Source organism: Hymenobacter ruricola (assembly GCF_015694525.1).
Lineage (GTDB): Bacteria > Bacteroidota > Bacteroidia > Cytophagales > Hymenobacteraceae > Hymenobacter > Hymenobacter ruricola.
Genome location: NZ_JADQDM010000007.1, coordinates 145928 through 164699 on the forward strand (window position 1 = coordinate 145928; position 18772 = coordinate 164699).

An 18772-nucleotide genomic window follows, 5' to 3' on the forward strand; every position below is an offset into this window, starting at 1 on the left:
TCATTCCCGCCGGTGCCCAGCCATGCACAAAATGCTGTCCCTCCTGCTCTCGCCGCTGCTGGCAACCGCCGCGGCCTGCGGCGACTGCGTGCCCGTGGAGCTAACGGCCGAAGAGCGAACCTGGGTCGAGGTGTACCACCCCGGCCAGCAAATCACCTTCCGCAGCAACCGGGGCGCGACCAACGTGCTCACGGCCCAGGCCCTGCGCGAGTTTCACGACAACCAGAACTGCAACCAGCTGGAAGCCGGCAAGTACCAACCCCTCCGCGCGACGCTGGCGCTGCAATCGGCCACCAACTACGGCGGCCCCGACAACCCCGGCTTCTCGCTGCTGGTGGAGAAAACCTCCCCCAAGCACCCCGCTACGCTGCTATTCATGCTGGCCGGGCTGCTCGGCACCAAGAGCGACGTGCCCGGCGGCCCGGTTTTCAAGCTGCTGCCCGCGCCCCTGACGTTGGCCGGCGGCCGTAGCTTTCCGAAGGCTTACGCGCTGCGCAACGAGCAAAACGCCATCTACCTGCGCGGCAGCCAGCTGCGGGCCGCGTTCTGGGACCAGCGGGCCGGCCTGCTGCGCTACGAGCTGGCCAGCGGCGAAGTCTTCGACCTGGTGCCGTAGGCCACACAGCGGGCGGGACCGAAAACGCCCGCTGCGGCCTCCTGCAATAAAAAGAAAAAGCCCGTTTCCTGCTTGGAAACGGGCTTTTCGCTGAGAGGATGGGATTCGAACCCACGATGACCTTTTGAGCCATACACACTTTCCAGGCGTGCTCCTTCGACCACTCGGACACCTCTCAAGGTTGGCGGTTGATGGGGCAAAGATAGGGGTGGAATTGAGTTAGGAGTTAGGAGTTAAGAGTTAAGAGTTGATGTTTTGTGGACTCCTAACTCTTAACTCCTAACTCTTAACTCATTTTCAAAGCGTTATCTCGCCCCTTAAATCCTGCATCAGCAGCTGGCGGGTGCGCTCCTCGCCCAGCCCCAGGCCGAGCACGAACATGAGCTTGGTCACGGCCGACTCGGTCGTGAGGTCGTCGCCGCCCACGATGCCCATTTCGGTAAAGGCAGCGCTGGTTTCGTACTTGCCCTGCACCACACGGCCTTCTTCGCACTGGCTCACGTTCAGCAGCCACACGCCGCGCTGGCGGGCCTCGGCCAGGCAAGCGAGAAACCACGGCGCCGTGGGCGCATTGCCCGAGCCGTAGGTTTCGAGCACGCAGCCGCGCAGGCCCGGCACGCCCAGAATGGCCGCCACCACCGCCTCCGTGATGCCCGGAAATAGCCGCAGCACGGCCACCCCGGTTTCGAGGTTTTGGTGCACTTTGAGGCGGGCGCCGGGCAGCAGGCGGATGCTTTTGTCGTCGAACTCGAGGCTGATGCCGGCGCGGGCCAGCGGCGGGTAGTTTTCGCTTTTGAAGGCGGCAAACTGCTGGCTTTCGACCTTCTTGGCCCGCGTGCCGCGGATGAGGACGTCGTTGAAGAACACGCACACTTCCGGCACCCGCACGGTGCGGGCGCGCGGGTGGCGCGCCGCCGCAATTTCCAGGGCCGTGACGAGGTTGCGCTGGGCGTCGGAGCGGTTGGCGCCCACGGGCACCTGCGCCCCGGTGAACACCACCGGCTTGCCCAGATGCTCCAGCAAGTAGCTCAGCCCGGCGGCCGAGTAGGCCATGGTATCGGTGCCGTGCAGCACCACGAAGCCGTCGAAATCGGCGTAATGCCGGCCGATGAGCTGGGCCAGAAACAGCCAGTCGGCCGGCGTCACGTTGCTGCTGTCGATGGGCGCGGGCAGGCTCAGCATCTCCAGCCGGAACGGCAGCCGGGTCAAATCGGGCATCTTGCGGTCGAGGCGGCCGAACTGCATGGGCACCAGCTCGCCGCTGCGGTTCAGGGCCATGCCCACCGTGCCGCCGGTGTAGATGATGAGCAGGCGCGGCGCGGCGGCGTCGGCGCGGGTGGGCAGGGGCAGCAGGGGCAGGTCGAGGTCGGGCATGGGCGGGAATAACGGAGACGCAAGAACGGCATACTCCCCTCCTTTTTTAAGGAGGGGACGCTGGTGCAAAGCGCCAGCTGGGGTGGTAAAATCGTTGAACGATGTCAGAACTACGCCAGCGCAAGTCGTTCGCCTATCGTTCAACGACTGCAACCACCCCCGTCCGAGCCTGCGGCTCGAACATCCCCTCCTTCAAAAAGGAGGGGAGTTGGCGTTCTGCTGTGCAAGGTAGGCGCGCCGGTTTTTTTGCCCGCGGGCAGCCCGGCGCGGGCATCTGCCGTATGGCGGAAGGTCCTCCCCTTTCGTTTTGCTATGACTCCCAATTCCTCAAACCCCGATAAACCCGTCACCGACGTCATCGTTATTGGCGCGGGCATCATGAGCGCCACCCTCTGCGTGCTGCTCAAAGCCCTCGACCCCACCCTCACCATCGCCGGCTACGAGCGCCTCGACGCCGTGGCCGCCGAAAGCTCCGACGCCTGGAACAACGCCGGCACCGGCCACTCGGCCTTCTGCGAGCTCAACTACACCCCCGAGCGGCCCGACGGCTCCATCGACATCAGCAAGGCCGACAAAATTGCCGAGCAGTTTGAGCTAAGCAAGCAGTTCTGGGCCTCGCTGGCTCTGGAAGGCATGCTGCCCGACCCCGCGTCCTTCATTCGCACCATTCCGCACATGAGCTTTGTGTGGGGCGCCGAAAACGTGGAGTACCTGCGCAAGCGCCACACCGCGCTGCTGCACTCGCCCCTGTTCCAAGGCATGGAATTCAGCGAAGACCCCGAGCAGATTGCCCGGTGGATTCCGCTGGTGATGGAGGGCCGCGACCGCAGCGTGCCCGTGGCCGCCACGCGCATGACCATCGGCACCGACGTCAACTTTGGCGCCCTCACCCGCGCGTTGTCCAACTACGTGAAGAGCCTGCCGGGCGTCGAGTTCAACTTGAACCATGAAGTCGAAGATTTCCGGCACAAGCCGGACGGCATCTGGCGGGTGAAAGTCCGCGACCTGGCCACTGGCGAAAGCAGCAAGGTGCGGGCGCGCTTCGTGTTCATCGGGGCCGGCGGGGGCTCGCTGCCGCTGCTCGAAAAGTCGGGCATTCCGGAGGCCAACGGCTTCGGCGGTTTCCCCGTGAGCGGGCAGTGGCTGAAGTGCCGCAACCCCGCCGTGATTGCCCGGCACGAGGCCAAAGTGTACGGCAAGCCGGCCGTGGGCTCGCCGCCCATGTCGATGCCCCACCTCGACTCGCGCCAGATAAACGGGCAGAAAGAGCTGCTGTTTGGGCCATACGCGGGCTTCAGCACCAAGTTTTTGAAGAAGGGCTCTTACACCGATTTGTTCCGTTCTATTGAGCTGGGCAACATCCGGCCGCTGCTCTACGCCGGCGCCCGCAACCTGGGCCTCACCAAGTACCTTATCGGCCAGGTGCTGCAGTCGCCGGAAGACCGCACCGCCGCCCTGCGCGAGTATTACCCCGAGGCCAACCCCGCCGACTGGCAGCTGGAAGTGGCCGGCCAGCGCGTGCAGGTCATCAAGAAAGACAAAAAGCAAGGCGGCGTGCTGGAATTCGGCACCGAAATGGTGACTTCGGCCGACGGCTCCATTGCCGCGTTGCTGGGCGCCTCGCCCGGCGCCAGCACCGCCGTGGCCATCATGCTCGATTTGGTACAGAAATGCTTCCCCGAGCGGGCGAAGTCCCCGGAATGGCAGGCGCGGTTCAAGGAGTTGGTGCCATCTTTCGGCAAGCGCCTGGCCGACGACCCAGCCCTCACGGCCGAAGTGCGCGAGCGCAGCCACCAGGCGCTGAAGCTGGACGCGTAAGGCAACTAAGCAAACGTATATTAATGAACGGTCATGTCGAGCTTGTCGAGACATCTCGCGTGCCGCAGTAATCCAACCGTCAGGATTAGTGGTGGCATGCGAGATGTCTCGGCAAGCTCGACATGACCGTTCTATGTATTGTCGTTCAATTACCGCTTGTTCATCAGCCGGAACCGCTCGTCGAGCTCCGCTCGCGAGGCAAGCCGTGCCTGCTCCGACGTGCCATAGCCCACTTCCTCCTCCCCGGCCGCCAGCCGGGCCATGACGGAATCGGCGAAGTCATCGACGGGCACGCCGAAGGTGTGCAGGCCGGGCCCGCCCAGGTCGGTGTTCACGGCCGGGGGCACGATTTCGAGCACCGCAATGCCGGTGGGCTGAAGCTGGTGGCGCATCGAGAGCGTGAAGGAATGCAGCGCCGCCTTGGTGGCGCTGTAGATGGGCGCAAAGGCGGCCGGCGCAAACGACAGCCCCGACGTCACGTTGATAATAGCCGCGTTCGCCTGCTCGCGCAGGTGCGGGATGAGCAGCGTGCTCAAGTGAATGGGCGCTTCCACGTTGATGACGATTTCCTGGCGCAGGTGGTCCCAGTCGGCCCCGGGCGCGGCCAGTTGCACGCGGTTCTGGATGCCGGCGTTGTTGACCAGCACGTTGAGGCCGGGGTAAGTGGCGGTGGCCCAGCGCACCAGCTCGGCGCGTTCGGCGGCGTCGGCCACGTCGCATTGCCGCGTGATGAGGGCGGGGTGCAGTTGCTGGGCTTCGGCAAGCTTGTCGGCCCGGCGGCCCACGGCGATGACGGTGCTGCCGGCCCGCAAAAAGCGCACGGCCAGCGCCAGGCCGATGCCCGAGGCGCCGCCGGTGAGAAGAAGGGTGTTGGTGGCGAGATTCATGGAAGCAAACAGGAAGAAAAGACCGGCGCTAACAAGCAATGCGCGCCGTTGGTTGACGAAATTGCGCCGCATCCGGCCCAGTTCAGGGCCGCGGTGCTGGTAGTACGCCCCGTTTCTCTTCTTGTTTATGATTGTTCTCGAACCCTTCACCGCCGACGATTTCTCCCAACTCATGGAATGGGTCGACGACGAGCGGCTGATGAAAGAGTGGAGCGGCTCAATGTTTTCCTTCCCCCTCACCCAGTCCGGCCTGGCGTGGTACGTGGAAGGCGCCAACGACATGAACGACCCCGATGTGTTCATCTACAAAGCCGTGGAAACGGCCACCGGCGTCACCGTGGGCCACATTTCGCTCGGCGGCATCAGCCAGCGCGACCGCGCCGGACGCATCACGCGCGTGCTGGTGGGCAAGAGCACGGAACGCCGCCGCGGCATCTGCCAGGGCATGGTGAAGGCCCTGCTCCGCATTGGGTTCGAGGACCTGAAACTGCACCGCATCAGCCTGGGCGTCTACGACTTCAACACGGCCGCCATCAAGTGCTACCTCAAGTGCGGCTTTCAGCAGGAAGGCGTCCTGCGCGACGTGGTGCGCCACGACGACGACTACTGGAGCCTGGTGGAAATGGGCATTCTGGAAGACGAGTGGCGGGCGCTGCAGGCAGGCTAGTGCAGTAGGGTGCCGTTCAGAAAAAAGAGTAAATTGCCGGCCTACACTTCCCCGCCTGTACTCCCATGAAAATCAACCACCTACTCTTCGGCCTGGGGCTCATCAGCGCCGGCGCGCAGGCCCAGCAGGCCCCCGGCATCCAGAACCTGCCCGTGGCCCAGCGGGACTACAGCAAGGTGACCGGCAACGAATACGGGAGCCTGACCGAGCTAACCAACGGCGCCAGCCACCTGCTGACGCGCCGCCCCAACACCGTGGGCTCGCCCTACGCCGACGACCGGTGGCTGCCCGCCCGCCTCACGCTGACCAACACGGCGCCCCTGGCCCCCATCCTGCTGAAATACAACGTGCTGGAACACGGCCTGGTGATGCGCAGGCCGGCCCCCGTGCAGGATTCCGTGGCCCTGGACGACCACCGGGTGGCCTCCTTTGTGCTCATGGAGCCGGCTTCGGCCCTGGGGCCGGGGCGCGAGCGGCTGTTTCGGCGCTTTCTGGAAGGCCCCCCGGCCCGGCAGGGCGACTACGTGGAGGTGCTGCACGAAGGCCGCTACACGCTGCTCAAGCACCACGAGAAGCACATTAAGAAGGAAAGCTTTCAGGGAATGTACAGCAACGGCGCGCCCACCGACGAAATCGAGGACATCTCCGAGTACTACCTTCGCGCGCCCGAAGGCGCGCTGACCCCGGTCAAGCTCACGCTGAAATCCCTGCAAAACGCCGCCCCGCCGCTGGCCGATGCCCTGAAAACCGCGGCTGCTACCCAAAAGCCCCGCACCGAAGCCGCCTGGGCCACCGTGCTCCACGCCGCCGACCCGGCAGCCAAGTAGCCCGCTGCCCCGGCTACTCCAGAAACCGGGCGCCCGTCAGCGCCTCGCTCAGCTCCCATAGCTGGCGGGCGTGCTCCGGCGTGTTGAAAGGATGCTTCACGGCTTCCGGTTTTTTCTTGGCAAAAAAGCCGCCGCTTGTAGCCGCAACTTCGGGCGCCGAAGCCAGGAAAATGCTGGTTTCGGCGCCTTTCTCCACCGAAACCATGAACGGCCGGCCCAGGGCCAGCAGCACGCCGGCCCAGCCTCCGGCACTGGCCCCGAAGCCAGTGGCCACCACGCCGGGGTGCACCGCATTGGCCGTGACGTTGGCGATGCCGTGCGCCCGCAGGCGCCGGGCCAGTTCCTGGGTGAATAGGATGTTGTAGAGCTTGGTGTTGCCGTACACCCGCATGGCGCTATAGCTTTTCTCCGACTGAAAATCAGCCAGATTGGGCTGGGCCACGCGGTAGGCGGCCGAAGCCAGGTTGACCACGCGGGCGGCCGGGCTGGCGCGCAGCTTCTCCAGCAGCAGCGCCGTGAGCAGGAAGGGCCCCAGGTGGTTGGTGGCCACGCCCAGCTCGTAGCCGTCGGGCGAGAGCTGGCGCTGGGGGCCAAAAAGCAGGCCGGCGTTGTTCACCAGCACATCGAGGCGCGGGTAACGGGCGCTGAACTCGGCCGCGGCCCGGCGCACCTGGCCCAGGTCGGCGAGGTCGGCCAGCAGCACGTCGACGCGGGCATGGCCCGCCGCAGCCCGGATTTCGCGTTGGGTGGCGTCGGCTTTTTCGGCGTTGCGGGCCAGGATGACGACGTGCGCGCCCATTTTGGCCAGGGCGGTGGCGGTGGCTTTGCCGAGGCCGGAGGTGGCGCCCGTGACGAGGATGATGTGCTGCTGCAGGTTGGGGGACATGGGGCGAGGCATTTTGGGAAGATTACGGCGGCGGTTCGCTCGTAAACGTAACTCCCGGCGTACTGCTTGGTTTATTCCGGTGTAACCCTGACTTTAGTTTGCATGAAAGCCCTCCTTCTCATCGACATTCAGAACGACTTTTTGCCCGGCGGCCGCCTGGCCGTGCCCGACGGCGACGCCATCATCCCGCTGGTGAACGACTTGCAGCCGCGCTTTGAGCTGGTGGTGGCCACCCAGGACTGGCACCCGGCCGGCCACCAGAGCTTTGCCAGCAGCCACGCCGGCCGGCAGCAGTTCGAGGAAATTGACCTGCACGACCTGCCCCAGGTGCTCTGGCCCGACCACTGCACCCAGGCCAGCGCGGGCGCCGACCTGGCCCCGGCCCTGCGCCCGGAGCGCATCGAGGCCATTTTCCGCAAAGGCACGTCGGTGGAAATCGACAGCTACAGCGCGTTCTTCGACAACGGCCACCGCAAAAGCACCGGCCTGGCCGACTACCTCCGCGGCCGCGGCGTGACGGAGGTGTACCTCGCCGGCCTGGCCGCCGACTACTGCGTGTACTTCAGCGCCAAAGACGCCCTGGCCGAAGGCTTTGCCGCCACCGTGCTCACCGACGCCACCCGCGCCATCTCGGCCGAGGGCTGGGCCCGGGCCCAGGACGACCTGCGCCAGCTCGGCGGGCGCCTGCGGGCCAGCACCGAGTTGTTTGCGGTTTAATTTTTCGCTATTCCTTTTTCCGTCTTGCCATGCCCTTCCGAGCGTTTGCGTCCATGCTGTTTTTCCTCGCCATTGGGGCGCTGGTGGTATTTTTCGGCCTGCACTGGCTGCACGTGCCGGTGGGCAGCCTGGTCGACTGGCTGATTGGGGTCGGCATTGTGTGGTGGCTGGCCACGGTGACCACCCTGCCGTGGAACGCGCATTTCGCCGCCCTCGGCGTGGTGCAAGAGGCCCAGGCTTCCCGCGAAAAGGGCATTGCCGTGAACGAAGAGCACGTGGCGTATGCCCGCCGCATTGCCGCGCGGTTTCGCACGCTGGCAGTAGGCCTGCACGTGCTCACGGCGGCGGTGCTGGCGGGGCTGGCTTATTTTCATGTTACGGCGCTGGGCTACCCGGCTGCCGTCGCGGCGCTGGCGCTCACCTTTGCGCGCCCCGCCGCCCGGGCCTACGAGCACTTGGCCGAGCGCCTGCGCCTGATGCAGCACCAGGTGCACTACCCGCGCGAAGACGTGCTAGAGCTGCGCACCCGCGTGAGCGAGCTGGAAACCCAGCTCCACACCGTCCTCGCCACGCTCGACGCCACCGAAACCGACTCGTGGGCGCACGCCCTGGCCCAGCAGCAGGCCACCGACCAGCGCCACTTCGACCGCCTCGATTCGCGGCTGGAAGAGCTGACCCGCCAGAACGCCCGCGACCACGAAGCCCTGGCCCGCCAAACCAGCCAGGAAATTGCCAAGCTGTCGGAAGACGCCCGCTTTCTCAACCAAGTTCGGGAGCTCATTCGCTTCGTAAAAACCGCCTAACCTGCAGTCCTGCCTCGCAATCAGCGCGGTTTCGGCGGACATATTCAGTGAAAAGCAAAAGCGGAGGGGTAGCAGGCAAAACCGTGATGAATCGGTTTTGCCTGCTACCCCTCCGCTTTTAACGCAGCCTAAGCCGGTGGCAACAGCCTAGGGCTTCACCAGCTTGGTCGTAGCCGTGCGGGCGGACGTGCTGGCCCGTAGCACGTAGAGGCCCGCCGCGCTGGGCACGGGCACGCTGGCCCGGCCGCCGGTGGCCGGCACGCGCTGCTGCCACATCACGGCGCCCAGCAGGTTGCACAGGCTCAGCGTCACGGGCTGGCCCTGGGCGCCGCTGATTTCAACTTCGGCCTGGCCGCCCAGCACAGGGTTGCCGAGCACCTGCACCTGCAGGCCGGGGGCCAGCGCCACGCCGGGCACCGTGGCGGTGGGGATGAAGCACTGAGTGGGCACGTTGGTCGACCAGTCGGTGGCCGTCATGCCGGTGAGGGTGCCGGTGTGGCCGTGGCCCGTCAGGTCCTGCGTGGTGAGGCCGGTGCCTTCGTTCAGGCGCCAGTAGGCTTCCAGGCCCGTGGCGGTGGGGCTCACGGAGCAGGCGTTGGCCACGATTTCGGCCACGGTCAGGGCCCGGGTCCACACGCGCAGCTCGTCGAGCGAGCCGTTCAGGGTGCGCAGGGCCTCGTAGTTGCGGCCCAGCGAAAACGCGCCGGTGGCGGCGGCCGTGCCCGTCACGCTGGTGGTGTTGTCGAGCGCGCCGTTGACGTAGAGCTTCATGGCCGTGCCGTCGAAGGTGCCGGCCACGTGGTACCAGGTGTTGGTGCTGAAGGTGGCCAGCGAGGTCACTTTGTATTGCGTGGTGCCCACGGTGAGCACAAACTGCATTTTGTTGGCCGGCACGGTGGCGTCGCCGAAGCGCAACATGGCCGCGGCGTTGCCGTCCTCGATGCCCATGACGCTGGTGATATACGGGAAGGCGGTTTTAAACGCCGTTACCTTCACCCATCCTTCCATGCTGAGGGCGCTGGTGTTCAGCGTCACGGTGTTGGCCTGCACGTATTTCGTGGTGCCGTTGAACAGCAGGGAGCTGTTGGTTTGGGCGTGCGCGCCGAGGGTGCCGCCCAGGGCCAGCAGCAGGCCCAGCGCCGACCGCCGCGCAAAACGAGGGAAAGAGTACGGTTTTTTCATAATGGGTTGGAGGTTAGGGGTAAAAAGGTTGAGGAATTGACACAAAGCTTAGCCAGCGAGGCGGACGCGCATAACCCGGCTTCAAAAAAGCCGCTGCCTACTTAAAAACAGCGGCTTTTTTGAAACCAGAGAGTTATTGCTTCAGCAGCTTCACGGTGGTGCTGCCGGCCGGCGTGCTGGCCCGCAGCACGTAGAAGCCCGAAGCGCCGGGCAGCGGCACGCTGGTGCGCAGGGCGGCGCCGGCACTCGGCACGGTTTGCTGCCACACCACGGCGCCCAGCGCGTTGCTCACCTGCAGGGTGAGGGGCTGGTTGCGCAGGCCGCGGATTTCCACTTCGGCCCGGCCGCCGGGCACGGGGTTGCCATACACCAGCACCTGCAGCTCGGCCGCGGCCCGACCTGGCAGCGTGGCCGTGATGTTGGCGCAGGCCGTCGGCACGTCGGCCGACCAGTCGGCGGCGTTCATGCCGATGAGGGTGCCGGTGTGGCCGTGGCCGGTGAGGTCGTTGGCCACGAGGCCGGTGGCTTCGTTCAGGCGCCAGTAGGCTTGCAGGCCGGAGGCGGTGGTGGGCACGGTGCAGGAATTGGCCGCGATTTCGGCGGCGCTCAGGGCGCGGTCCCACACCCGCACCTCGTCGATGGAGCCGTCGAGGCAGCGGGAGTTGGCGTAGTTGCGGCCGAAGGAGAAGGCGCCCGTCACCGAAGGCGTGGTGTTGGCGGTGAGCGAGGCGCTCAGCCCGCCGTTGATGTAGAGCTTCATGGCGGCGCCGTCGTAGGTGGCAGCCAGGTGGTACCAGGTGCCGGCCGTGAGGGCGGTGGGCGAGGTCACTTTGCGCGACAGCGAGCCGGTGTTCATCACGAACTGGGGCCGGTCGCCGGTGATGTTGGCGTCGCCGAGGCGGATTTGGGCCGTGTTCGAGCCGCCGTCTTCCATGCCGATGACGCTGGAAATGAACGGCGAGCCCACCTTAAACGAATTCGCCTTCACCCAGCATTCCAGGCTGAAATCGCGGGGGTTGAGGGCGATGACGCCGGCGTCGACGTACTTGCCCACGCCGTCGAAGAGCAGGGCCGTGTTGCTGCCCGCGGGCGGCGGCGACACCACCCGGATGTAACTGGTGCGGGTGAGCGAGTCGCGCCCCACGGCGTTCTGGGCGCGCAGCTTCACGGCGTAGGTGCCCGGCGCGGCGAAGCTCACCACGGGGTGCACGTCGGTGCTGGTGGCCGGGGTGCCGCCCACAAAAGTCCACACGTAGCTGGCGGCGTTGGTGGAGGAATTGGCGAAGGTGATGGGCTGGTTGGTGGTGACGGTGGTGGCGTCGGCCGTAAAGTTGGCCGTGGGCCGGGTGGTCACCAGCGCGCCGTTGTAGAGGCTCAGGCGGCCCAGGTTGACGCGGTAGTTGCGCACGGTGGTGCTGCCCATTTGCACGCCGATGATGGCCAGCTCGCGGTTGGCATAGGTGGCCAGCGGTAACGTGGTGGTGTGCCACAGCGTGTCCGTCACGGCGGGCAGGTCGAGCAGGGCGGGCGCGGCCAGGTTGTCGCTGAAATACAGGGCCAGCTTGGTGCCCGTGGGCCCGGCCGTGGCCGACTTATAGGTAATGTCGAGCTGGGTGGGGGCCGTGATGGCCAGCTTGGTCTGGTAAAGCTTCACGCTGGCGCTGGTGGTGCCGTTGAGGTTGCCGGCCAGCTTGACGGACGTGCCGCCGTAGTAGGCGCGGTCAAAGTCGAAGCCCACGGTGATGGGCGCGGTGCCGGTTTTGGCCCACTGCCAGGAGGGCATCAGGCTTTGCTTGGCCATGTCGGTCCAGCTTTTGCGCACCTGCACGCCGTTGTTGGCGAACACCTGCCCCTGCCCCACCGAGAAATACGTGTCGAAGGGCAGCGTGTTGATGACGCTGCGCACGGGCAGGTAGTTGCCAAAGCCCTGCCAGCCGGTGGCGTCGGCGGTGGTCACGTCCAGGTCGTCGCCGGAAAAGAGGCGCTGCTCGGTGCGGTAGAAGTTGGCGTAGTCGGCGGGGTTGGTGTTGAAGTTGTTCTGGCCGCCGTTGTAAGTCATGTTGGGGGCAAACACGGCCAGCGAGGTGCGGGGCTGGGCGGGGCTGCCGCCGGTGTAGTAGTCGCTCAGCCAGCTCGTGTTCGTGAACAGCCGCTGCGGGTTGCGGCCGGGCCAGATGTCGGCCCCGGTGTAAATGTCGAACGGGCTGCGGCCCAGGCTGGCCGCCGTGCTCACCACCGAGTTGAAGGTGGCCGCGCCGGTCCAGAAATAGTTGGTGAACATGGCGTCGCTCACGCGGGTGGCGCCGCTTTGCAGCAGCGGGGCGTTGGCCGCGTTCAGCGTGTTTTGGTACGACACCGACCCGTTGGGCAGCATCGAGTCGTACCAGTGAATTTCCATGCCGGCCGGCCGGATGGTTTGCAGTTGCTTGAGCAGGTTTATCAGCTCCGTGGCTTCGGCCGGGGAAAGGGCCGCTTCCTCGTTGAAAAACCAGCCGTCGAAGCCGTAGTAGTTGGCCACGTCCACCAGCTTCTGGGCGCCGAGGTAGTTGCCGGCGGCGTCCTTCTGGCAGAGGGCCACGAAGCCGGCCCGGTCGGTGAACACCGTGCCGATGATTTTGACGCCGTTGCGGTGGGCCGTTTCCACCCAGGGCCGGCACGGAATGCCCACGGGGCTGGCAAACCACGTCAGCACGTCCACATACTGCCAGTGGGTGAAGTTGTAGAGGTTGAACTGGGGCTGCTCGTTGAGGTAGCCCGAGAAGTTGTTCATGCCGTCGGGGCACCAGTTCACCTTGGCGCTGAAGCTCTGGGCGGGGTTGAGCTGCGGGGCCAGGGAGTTTTGGCGGGTGGCCAGCGGCACGGTGCTGATGTTGGCCGGCACGGCCGTGGGGCCGGTGGGCGTCCAGGCCATGAGCTGGGCCGGGGTGAGGGTGGTGTACTGGGCGGCGGGCTCAATCTGGGCCTGGGCCGCCCGCGCGCCGCCCAGCAAGGCGAGCAGCAACAGGCAGAAACGCGGGTAAAACTGGGTCATGGGCAACGGGCTTGAAGGGGGTGAAGAGGGAACTGAATGGCTACCGGGTGGTAAATTTTGGTCAAGGTACAACCCGCACCCCCCGCGCGCAAAGCCAATCGGCTATAATGCGTTCCTTGCCGTTGCGCCCTAGCTTTGCCCCATGAACCGTACCCTCACCGCCGTGCTCCTCGGCGCCGCCGCGGCGCTGGCCAGCTGCCAGCAAACCCCGCCCGCCGACCAGCCCGCCCAGGCCCCCGCCGCCACCGCCCAACCCGAAGCCGCTCAGCCCACCGCTCCGGGCAAAACCGAGGCCGACGCCCGCGCCCTCGTAGCCGCCTATATCAAAACCCAGCGCAACGCCGAACTATACGTGCCGGACTCGGCCCGCGTGAACGACAACGGCGTTACCTGGCAGGTGCTGGTGCCGCGCCGCGACTGGGCCCGCCGCATGCCCAACGCCGCCCGCTTCGAGGTCGACAAAGCCAGCGGTACCGTGAATTCGGCCCCGGTGAAATAGCTGATTTCGGATTCTTTTCCCGGCTACAGCTTTTTATTAAGCATCAAGCCGCTGTAGGCGTAGCCGTTCACGTTCAGGCCCTGCACGGGCAGCACCGACAGGCCGGTGCGGCGGCTGGTTTTGTGCAGTTGGGGCACCACGATGCCCATGGTGGCGCCCACCGTGTAGCCCACCAGGTTGTCGGTGAGGAAGTGCTTGCCGGCCTGGATGCGGTAGTAGGCCACGGCGGCGGGCACCACCGCGGCGGCGGCCCACACGTAGGGCTCGGCCCGGGAGCCGGGGTTGAAATCGTGGAAAACCTTGGCCGCGAAGAAGGTGGCGGTGGCGCTGTGGGCCGTGTGGCCGGCAAAAAACGAGTTGGTGGCAATTTTGCCGCTGCGCCCGCTGCCGCCTTCGGTGCCGTAGAGGTAGGGGCGGTAGCGGTACGTGTTGCCCACGGTCATGGTGAAGGTGGCGTCGGTGGCCAGCACGGTTTCGAGGTAGAGGGCGGCCACCTGGCCGTAGCGGGCCTTGGCGGCGGGGTTGAACACCAGCAGGCCCGGCGCCACCAGCATGGAACCGTAGCAGAGGAAGTCGCTGGCCGTTTGGGCGCTTTCGCTGTAGTAGCCGGCCGAAAACCGGTCGATTTTGGGCACGTCTTCCTTGCGCAGCGCCGCCAGCTCCACGTCGCTGAGGCCGTGCTTTTGCTGCACCAGGTACAGGCCCGTGACGCTCACGGCCGCCAGGCCGGCCGTGATGCCCCCGTCGACATATAAGTTGGTGCGGTACGGCGAAGGCGCCGGCTGGTCCTGGGCCAGGGCCGCGGTGACCGGGGCGAGCAACGCGCCCGAAAGAGCAATGGTACGGATGAGCTTCATCAGGAAAAGACTAAAATGAACCTCAACGAAAATCGCGCCTCCGGGGTTAGCCCGGGCCATTTGCAGGAGTTTTGGCCGCGCGAAAGGGCGCTTGTTTGCTTGCCGATTCAGGCTGACTCGGCGAGCAAAACAGCCTGCGGCACGACTGCGGAAATCCCCGGGCCGCCCCACCCCTACTCTTTCACGGTGGCGCCGTGCACGGCCAGCGCCTGCCCCAGCAGCCAGCGCCGGATGAAGGCATCGTCCTCCGACACTTTGCCCACCACGCGGTACTTCGAGGGCAGGGCGTCGCTGGTGGCGGCGGCTTCGCGCACCACCGTGCCGGGGCCCACGTACGACGAATGCACCATTTGCACGGCCCCGCCCTCGCTCACCCGCAGGAAGGCCACGTGAAAGTCGAGCCCCAACACGTAGAGGCCCGGCCCCAGCGCCTGCACCTGCCGCACAAAATCGGCGGGCTCCACGCCCCAGTAGCGCGTGATGTGCGCTTCCGACGTCAGGTTTTTGATGATGACTTCCGAGGCCTGCTTGGCCAGCAAAGTGCGTTGCAGGTGCAGGCCGGCGTCGTGCAGCGAGGTGGTGACGAAGTAGCCGCAGGCGATGCTGCCGTGCCGCGGCTCCCAGCTGGTGCCGTAAAACGCCCACGGCGTGCCCTCCCAGGCCGGAAACACGGTGCTATCGAGGGTGGCGAGGAACAGGCGGCGGGCCTGCTCCAGGCGGCGGGCGCGGGCCGCCGGGGTGGCCGCCTGCCGGTACTGCCCGGCCAGCTGCTGCCGCCGCGCGGCCAGCCGCCGCAGCGTGGCCCGGTAGGCCGGCGCCGAGTAGCCGGCCAGCTCCGCCGGCCGGGCCGCCGGGGCGGCAGCCGAGTCAGAGGCGGCGTTTTGGGCAAAGCAGCCCCGCAAGCCGGCCAGCAGCAGCACGGCCAGAACACTTATTTTCATACCGAAGGAGGCGCCCAGGGCTTCAGTGCCCGGCTGGCCGCACAACGCTGCTATGCCGGTATATTATTGTAGCACATGGCGCGCTACGCGCAAGACTGCTCCACGCCGCCCGTCCAGCCGCTCGCAACGCCCGCCGTGAACCGGCCTGGCCGCCCCGCCGGGCCAACCTTTCGGCGCGGCGGCGGGTACACCGGGGGCCGCCCGCTTCGTCCGGCGGCTCCCCTGCCCTGTTGCCATCATGAAAGAACTCAAGCAGTACCTGGCGCAATTCCCCGACGTTTTCGCTTCGCTGGGCGTGGTGCTGAGCGGGTTCCTCATTGGGCTGGTGGCGAATTTTCTGGTGTTTGGGGTGGTGCGGGCCGTGGCCCGGCGCGACGCCGCCGGCTGGGCCCGGTCGGTGGTGCGGCACCTGCGCAGGGCCAGCGCGTGGTTTCTGCCGCTGCTGGCCATTTCCTTCCTGCTGCCGCTGGTGCAGCTGCCACCGAAGCCTTTTGAAGTGCTGCGCCGCGGGGTGGAAATGGCGCTCATCCTCGCCTTCACCTGGGGCCTCATCAAAACGCTGGACGTGCTGCAGGACCTGGTGCAGCATCGCTACCAGCTCAGCAGCCCCGACAACCTGCGCGTGCGCAAGCTGTTCACGCAGCTACAGTTCATCAAGAAGCTGGTGGCTTCGCTCATCGTGTTTGTGGGCGTGGGTTTGGTGCTGATGAGCTTTGAGACGGTGCGACGGCTGGGCACGGGCCTGCTCACCTCGGCCGGCATTGCCAGCGTCATCGTCGGCTTTGCGGCCCAGCGCTCCATCGGCAACCTGCTGGCAGGCTTCCAGATTGCCTTCACCCAGCCTATTCGCATTGATGACGTGCTGGTGGTGGAGGGCGAGTGGGGCCGCGTGGAGGAAATCACCTTCACCTACGTCGTGCTCAGCATCTGGGACGAGCGCCGGCTGGTGCTGCCGCTCAACTACTTCATCGAAAAGCCCTTCCAGAACTGGACCCGCAACAGCTCCCAAATCCTGGGCACGGTGCACCTGCAAACCGACTACACGGTGCCCGTGGAGGCCGTGCGCGCCGAGCTGCGCCGCATCGTGGAAGGCAACCCGCATTGGGACGCGCGGGTGTGCACTCTGCACGTCACCGACGCCAAGGAGCGCACCCTGGAGCTGCGCTGCCTGGTGAGCGCCGCCAACGCCAGCGCGGTGTGGGAGCTGCGCTGCGCCGTGCGCGAGCAGCTGGTGGCCTTTTTGCAGCGCGAATACCCCGGCAGCCTGCCCCGCACCCGCGCCGTGGTAGAGGGCAGCGCGGCCGGAGCCCCGGCGCTCGGGGCGGCTTCGGTTAGCGGCTAGGGGCGCCCAGGGCGGTTTCGGGCCCGGGCTGCCACTGGGTGGCGGTGGCCCACAGGTCGGCGGCCTGGTAGAGGAGGTGAAAAACCGGTTCTTTCAGGTGGAGGTAGCCGTCGATGTTGTCGGGAAATACCTCGCTGGCGCGGCGTTTGGCCATTTCGTAGGCGTCGCGGGCCACCGGGTGGGCGCGCAGGTAGTCGCGGCACAGCAGGGCAAAGCGGGCGTTGAACCGGCCGGCTTCCCGCACGTGGATGTGGGTGCGGCGCCCGCCCAGGGGCTCGCGCAGGTAGAGCTTGCGCAGTTCCACCGACTGGGCCGGCAGGCCGGGGTAGAGGTCGTACTCGAAGGCGCCCTGCCGGAAGCCGGCCTGCCACAGCGGGTGCGTGAGCTCGGCCACGTCGTCGAGGCTGGCCACGGTCACTTGCAGGTCGATGACGTCTTGGGCGCTCAGGCCGGGGACGGCGGTGGAGCCGATGTGGTCGATGCGCAGGATGGCCGGGCCGGCCGCCGCCCGAATGCGGCGGGCTATTTCGGCAAATTCTCCGGCCCACTTCGCCTGGTGCGGCACCAGCACCACCGGCCTGGGTTTATTGGAATCCTCCGAAGAAGCAAACATTGATACTTTTTTTACGCAAATTTATATATTGAAACCAATATATCACATGCCTGAAGCCAAACGCCTGGTCTGCGGCGGCCGGCCCGGGGTTAGTGCTCCAGAAACTGCGTTACGGCTTCGTTCATTTCCTGTTTCTGGGCCTCGGTGGCGCCGTCCCACATGTCGTTGTGGATGGTGTGGGCCAGCGGCACGATGACGGTGCCGAACCGGCGCTGCTCGGCCGGGGTGGGCAGCACGCCGGGGTCGGCCACCTGGTCGCTGGAGCGCAGCGTGAGCACGCGGGGGCGGCGGGCCCGCGGCAGCGGCACCCGGCGGTTGTCGAGCGAAATCACGCGTTCCACCCGGTCCGGGTAGTGGGCGGCGTAGAGCACCGACACGTCGCCGCCGTTGGAGTGGCCGGCCAGCAGCAGGTGGTTGAAATCGAGGTGGGGGTAGCGCTGCCGCAGCTGCTGCCGGGCAAACTCAATGTTTTGCACGCCCCGCTCCCAGCTGGGCCGGCGCACGACGCTGACCACGCCCGTGGTGGGCATGGGGGCGTCGGTGGGCAGCTCGTGCTGCACGCTGGCCACGAGGTAGCCGTGGGCCACCAGGCAGCGGGCCAGGAAGGAATAGCCCGTGCAGCTGCCGCCGTAGCCGTGGCTGAGGATGGCGACTTTGCGCGGGGCGTTGGGGTTGCTGGTAGCGGGCTGGTACACCACCACCGGCACGGCACGCTGGCGGGCATCGTCGTACAGTTCGAGGCGGGTGGTGAGGAGGCTGTCGGCGGTGACGGGCGCCGCGAGCGGTGGGGCGGCAGCCTGCCAGGCGGGCGGGTGGCTGCTGGAACAGGCGCTGGCCAGCAGGGCCAGGAGGGCCCAGGCGGGTCGGGTCAGCAAGCGGCGAAAAGGCGGGGGCATGAAACGGGCATCGGAAGGGGTTGGTGGGTGGCCAAGCCGTGGGCTGCCGGCAAGCAAACCAGTTGGGGGGCCGGGCCAGGCCCGCGCGCAACCGCCGCTACGCCCGCTGCCAGTGGTAAATAGGGCCTGCGCCTGAAAACATGGCAATATACGGCCGCGTCCCACGGGCCCCGCGCGGCCACTGTCCAGGCGGGATGATTTGCGAAAGGAAAAGGGGCCGCCCGGTGACCGCCCGCTCATGCGCCAGAAAAGCGGGGCGCGGTGGGAGAAATACGCCGCCAACGGCAACAAGCACGACTTGGGCACCGGCTACGACAACCTGGAAGTGCACCTCAACGGCCTGGTGCAAACCATCACGGAGGGGCCGCTGAAGTAGCGGCGGCGTGGGCGGCGGGGTCGTCACGGGTTTCGGCCTGCTTTGCCGCTCGCGGCGGGCCGCTTTGTTTGGGAGGGACTACGGGTTGTAGCGCGGACTACAAAGTCCGCGCTACGACGGGCGGCGCGTTGCCGGTGCAGACTCTTTTCGTCCGCGCAGCCTATATGTGGCCTGCGCAGGGTGTTTGGGCCGAAACAGGGCCTATGAACGGGTTTGCAAGGCCTATGGGCGGTTTCGCAAGGCCTACGCACGGTTTTGCAGGGTATGTGCGGGGTTTTGCAAGGCCTATGCGCGGTGTTGCAGGGTCTATGAGGGTTTTTGCAAGGGCAAAGTACGGGTTTGCAAGGCCTGCGAACGGTTTGGCAGCGCCTCTGCAGGGATTTGCAAGGCCTCGGTGGCGGGCGGGGGCGGCGGGCTTGCTTACTGCCGCGCTTTCGCTA

The 18772-nt window shown here is 66.4% G+C and carries 18 protein-coding genes and 1 tRNA gene; 9 read left to right on the top strand and 10 right to left on the bottom strand.

The features are described 5' to 3' along the window. The first annotated feature begins 31 nt into the window (after positions 1-31). On the top strand, positions 32-616 hold the full coding sequence (locus I2H31_RS14895; protein WP_196293833.1) for a hypothetical protein: 585 nt from the start codon (positions 32-34) through the stop codon (positions 614-616). A 90-nt stretch (positions 617-706) separates the two neighbouring features. On the opposite strand, the gene I2H31_RS14900 is transcribed toward I2H31_RS14895, so the two are convergent. After that, positions 707-794, bottom strand: a tRNA-Ser gene (locus I2H31_RS14900). A 119-nt stretch (positions 795-913) separates the two neighbouring features. Continuing rightward, complete coding sequence (locus tag I2H31_RS14905) at positions 914-1990, bottom strand: asparaginase (protein ID WP_196293834.1); 1077 nt, start codon at positions 1988-1990, stop codon at positions 914-916. Positions 1991-2302: 312 nt separating this feature from the next. On the opposite strand from I2H31_RS14905, the gene I2H31_RS14910 reads away from it, so the two are divergent. Beyond that, on the top strand, positions 2303-3808 hold the full coding sequence (locus I2H31_RS14910) for a malate:quinone oxidoreductase (protein WP_196293835.1): 1506 nt from the start codon (positions 2303-2305) through the stop codon (positions 3806-3808). A gap of 149 nt (positions 3809-3957) precedes the next feature. On the opposite strand, the gene I2H31_RS14915 is transcribed toward I2H31_RS14910, so the two are convergent. Beyond that, the gene (locus I2H31_RS14915) at positions 3958-4695 is read right to left on the bottom strand and encodes an SDR family oxidoreductase (protein WP_196293836.1); all 738 of its coding nucleotides are present in this window, start codon (positions 4693-4695) and stop codon (positions 3958-3960) included. 127 nt (positions 4696-4822) lie between these two features. On the opposite strand from I2H31_RS14915, the gene I2H31_RS14920 reads away from it, so the two are divergent. Further along, positions 4823-5362 (top strand): GNAT family N-acetyltransferase, encoded by a 540-nt coding sequence (locus I2H31_RS14920; protein ID WP_196293837.1) that lies wholly within the window; start codon positions 4823-4825, stop codon positions 5360-5362. Between the two features lie 65 nt (positions 5363-5427). Continuing rightward, positions 5428-6189, top strand: a complete 762-nt coding sequence (locus tag I2H31_RS14925; RefSeq protein ID WP_196293838.1) for a hypothetical protein — start codon at positions 5428-5430, stop codon at positions 6187-6189. 13 nt (positions 6190-6202) lie between these two features. Here I2H31_RS14925 and I2H31_RS14930 read toward each other — a convergent pair whose 3' ends face one another. After that, a complete protein-coding gene (locus tag I2H31_RS14930; protein WP_196293839.1) occupies positions 6203-7075 on the bottom strand; it encodes an SDR family oxidoreductase in 873 nt (290 codons plus the stop codon). A gap of 102 nt (positions 7076-7177) precedes the next feature. Between I2H31_RS14930 and pncA the strand changes: the two genes are divergently transcribed. Together pncA and I2H31_RS14940 are read left to right on the top strand one after the other, a co-directional pair. Further along, positions 7178-7792, top strand: coding sequence for a bifunctional nicotinamidase/pyrazinamidase (gene pncA / locus I2H31_RS14935; RefSeq protein WP_196293840.1), 615 nt, complete (start codon positions 7178-7180; stop codon positions 7790-7792). Between the two features lie 29 nt (positions 7793-7821). Beyond that, positions 7822-8595 carry a hypothetical protein gene (locus I2H31_RS14940; RefSeq protein WP_196293841.1) on the top strand — a complete coding sequence of 258 codons (774 nt, stop codon included), beginning with the start codon at positions 7822-7824 and terminating at the stop codon, positions 8593-8595. Between the two features lie 147 nt (positions 8596-8742). On the opposite strand, the gene I2H31_RS14945 is transcribed toward I2H31_RS14940, so the two are convergent. Together I2H31_RS14945 and I2H31_RS14950 are read right to left on the bottom strand one after the other, a co-directional pair. Continuing rightward, positions 8743-9777, bottom strand: a complete 1035-nt coding sequence (locus I2H31_RS14945) for a LamG-like jellyroll fold domain-containing protein (protein ID WP_196293842.1) — start codon at positions 9775-9777, stop codon at positions 8743-8745. A gap of 133 nt (positions 9778-9910) precedes the next feature. Beyond that, positions 9911-12808: an endo-beta-N-acetylglucosaminidase gene (locus I2H31_RS14950; protein ID WP_196293843.1), complete on the bottom strand. Its 2898-nt coding sequence runs from the start codon at positions 12806-12808 to the stop codon at positions 9911-9913. A gap of 142 nt (positions 12809-12950) precedes the next feature. Here I2H31_RS14950 and I2H31_RS14955 point away from each other — a divergent pair, with 142 nt between their 5' ends. Further along, entirely contained in the window at positions 12951-13307 is a 357-nt protein-coding gene (locus tag I2H31_RS14955; RefSeq protein WP_196293844.1) for a hypothetical protein, read from the top strand. Positions 13308-13330: 23 nt separating this feature from the next. Here I2H31_RS14955 and I2H31_RS14960 read toward each other — a convergent pair whose 3' ends face one another. Beyond that, positions 13331-14164: a phosphatase PAP2 family protein gene (locus I2H31_RS14960; protein ID WP_196293845.1), complete on the bottom strand. Its 834-nt coding sequence runs from the start codon at positions 14162-14164 to the stop codon at positions 13331-13333. Positions 14165-14337: 173 nt separating this feature from the next. Continuing rightward, positions 14338-15105: a hypothetical protein gene (locus I2H31_RS14965; protein WP_196293846.1), complete on the bottom strand. Its 768-nt coding sequence runs from the start codon at positions 15103-15105 to the stop codon at positions 14338-14340. 238 nt (positions 15106-15343) lie between these two features. Here I2H31_RS14965 and I2H31_RS14970 point away from each other — a divergent pair, with 238 nt between their 5' ends. Further along, the gene (locus I2H31_RS14970) at positions 15344-16447 is read left to right on the top strand and encodes a mechanosensitive ion channel family protein (RefSeq protein WP_196293847.1); all 1104 of its coding nucleotides are present in this window, start codon (positions 15344-15346) and stop codon (positions 16445-16447) included. On the opposite strand, the gene I2H31_RS14975 is transcribed toward I2H31_RS14970, so the two are convergent. Both I2H31_RS14975 and I2H31_RS14980 read right to left on the bottom strand, forming a co-directional pair. Beyond that, positions 16437-17060: a GrpB family protein gene (locus I2H31_RS14975; protein ID WP_196293848.1), complete on the bottom strand. Its 624-nt coding sequence runs from the start codon at positions 17058-17060 to the stop codon at positions 16437-16439. The genes I2H31_RS14970 and I2H31_RS14975 overlap by 11 nt on opposite strands. An 89-nt stretch (positions 17061-17149) precedes the next feature. After that, positions 17150-17956: a serine aminopeptidase domain-containing protein gene (locus tag I2H31_RS14980; RefSeq protein ID WP_196293849.1), complete on the bottom strand. Its 807-nt coding sequence runs from the start codon at positions 17954-17956 to the stop codon at positions 17150-17152. Between the two features lie 238 nt (positions 17957-18194). On the opposite strand from I2H31_RS14980, the gene I2H31_RS14985 reads away from it, so the two are divergent. After that, positions 18195-18332, top strand: a complete 138-nt coding sequence (locus I2H31_RS14985; RefSeq protein ID WP_196293850.1) for a hypothetical protein — start codon at positions 18195-18197, stop codon at positions 18330-18332. Positions 18333-18772: the final 440 nt, after the last annotated feature.

Excerpts from the sequence above, each read along its gene's own strand:
- I2H31_RS14895 (WP_196293833.1), top strand. The coding sequence starts at position 32 with ATGCTGTCCCTCCTGCTCTCGCCGCTGCTGGCAACCGCCGCGGCCTGC.
- I2H31_RS14905 (WP_196293834.1), bottom strand. The coding sequence starts at position 1,990 with ATGCCCGACCTCGACCTGCCCCTGCTGCCCCTGCCCACCCGCGCCGAC.
- I2H31_RS14910 (WP_196293835.1), top strand. The coding sequence starts at position 2,303 with ATGACTCCCAATTCCTCAAACCCCGATAAACCCGTCACCGACGTCATC.
- I2H31_RS14915 (WP_196293836.1), bottom strand. The coding sequence starts at position 4,695 with ATGAATCTCGCCACCAACACCCTTCTTCTCACCGGCGGCGCCTCGGGC.
- I2H31_RS14920 (WP_196293837.1), top strand. The coding sequence starts at position 4,823 with ATGATTGTTCTCGAACCCTTCACCGCCGACGATTTCTCCCAACTCATG.
- I2H31_RS14925 (WP_196293838.1), top strand. The coding sequence starts at position 5,428 with ATGAAAATCAACCACCTACTCTTCGGCCTGGGGCTCATCAGCGCCGGC.
- I2H31_RS14930 (WP_196293839.1), bottom strand. The coding sequence starts at position 7,075 with ATGTCCCCCAACCTGCAGCAGCACATCATCCTCGTCACGGGCGCCACC.
- pncA (WP_196293840.1), top strand. The coding sequence starts at position 7,178 with ATGAAAGCCCTCCTTCTCATCGACATTCAGAACGACTTTTTGCCCGGC.
- I2H31_RS14940 (WP_196293841.1), top strand. The coding sequence starts at position 7,822 with ATGCCCTTCCGAGCGTTTGCGTCCATGCTGTTTTTCCTCGCCATTGGG.
- I2H31_RS14945 (WP_196293842.1), bottom strand. The coding sequence starts at position 9,777 with ATGAAAAAACCGTACTCTTTCCCTCGTTTTGCGCGGCGGTCGGCGCTG.
- I2H31_RS14950 (WP_196293843.1), bottom strand. The coding sequence starts at position 12,808 with ATGACCCAGTTTTACCCGCGTTTCTGCCTGTTGCTGCTCGCCTTGCTG.
- I2H31_RS14955 (WP_196293844.1), top strand. The coding sequence starts at position 12,951 with ATGAACCGTACCCTCACCGCCGTGCTCCTCGGCGCCGCCGCGGCGCTG.
- I2H31_RS14960 (WP_196293845.1), bottom strand. The coding sequence starts at position 14,164 with ATGAAGCTCATCCGTACCATTGCTCTTTCGGGCGCGTTGCTCGCCCCG.
- I2H31_RS14965 (WP_196293846.1), bottom strand. The coding sequence starts at position 15,105 with ATGAAAATAAGTGTTCTGGCCGTGCTGCTGCTGGCCGGCTTGCGGGGC.
- I2H31_RS14970 (WP_196293847.1), top strand. The coding sequence starts at position 15,344 with ATGAAAGAACTCAAGCAGTACCTGGCGCAATTCCCCGACGTTTTCGCT.
- I2H31_RS14975 (WP_196293848.1), bottom strand. The coding sequence starts at position 17,060 with ATGTTTGCTTCTTCGGAGGATTCCAATAAACCCAGGCCGGTGGTGCTG.
- I2H31_RS14980 (WP_196293849.1), bottom strand. The coding sequence starts at position 17,956 with ATGCCCCCGCCTTTTCGCCGCTTGCTGACCCGACCCGCCTGGGCCCTC.
- I2H31_RS14985 (WP_196293850.1), top strand. The coding sequence starts at position 18,195 with ATGCGCCAGAAAAGCGGGGCGCGGTGGGAGAAATACGCCGCCAACGGC.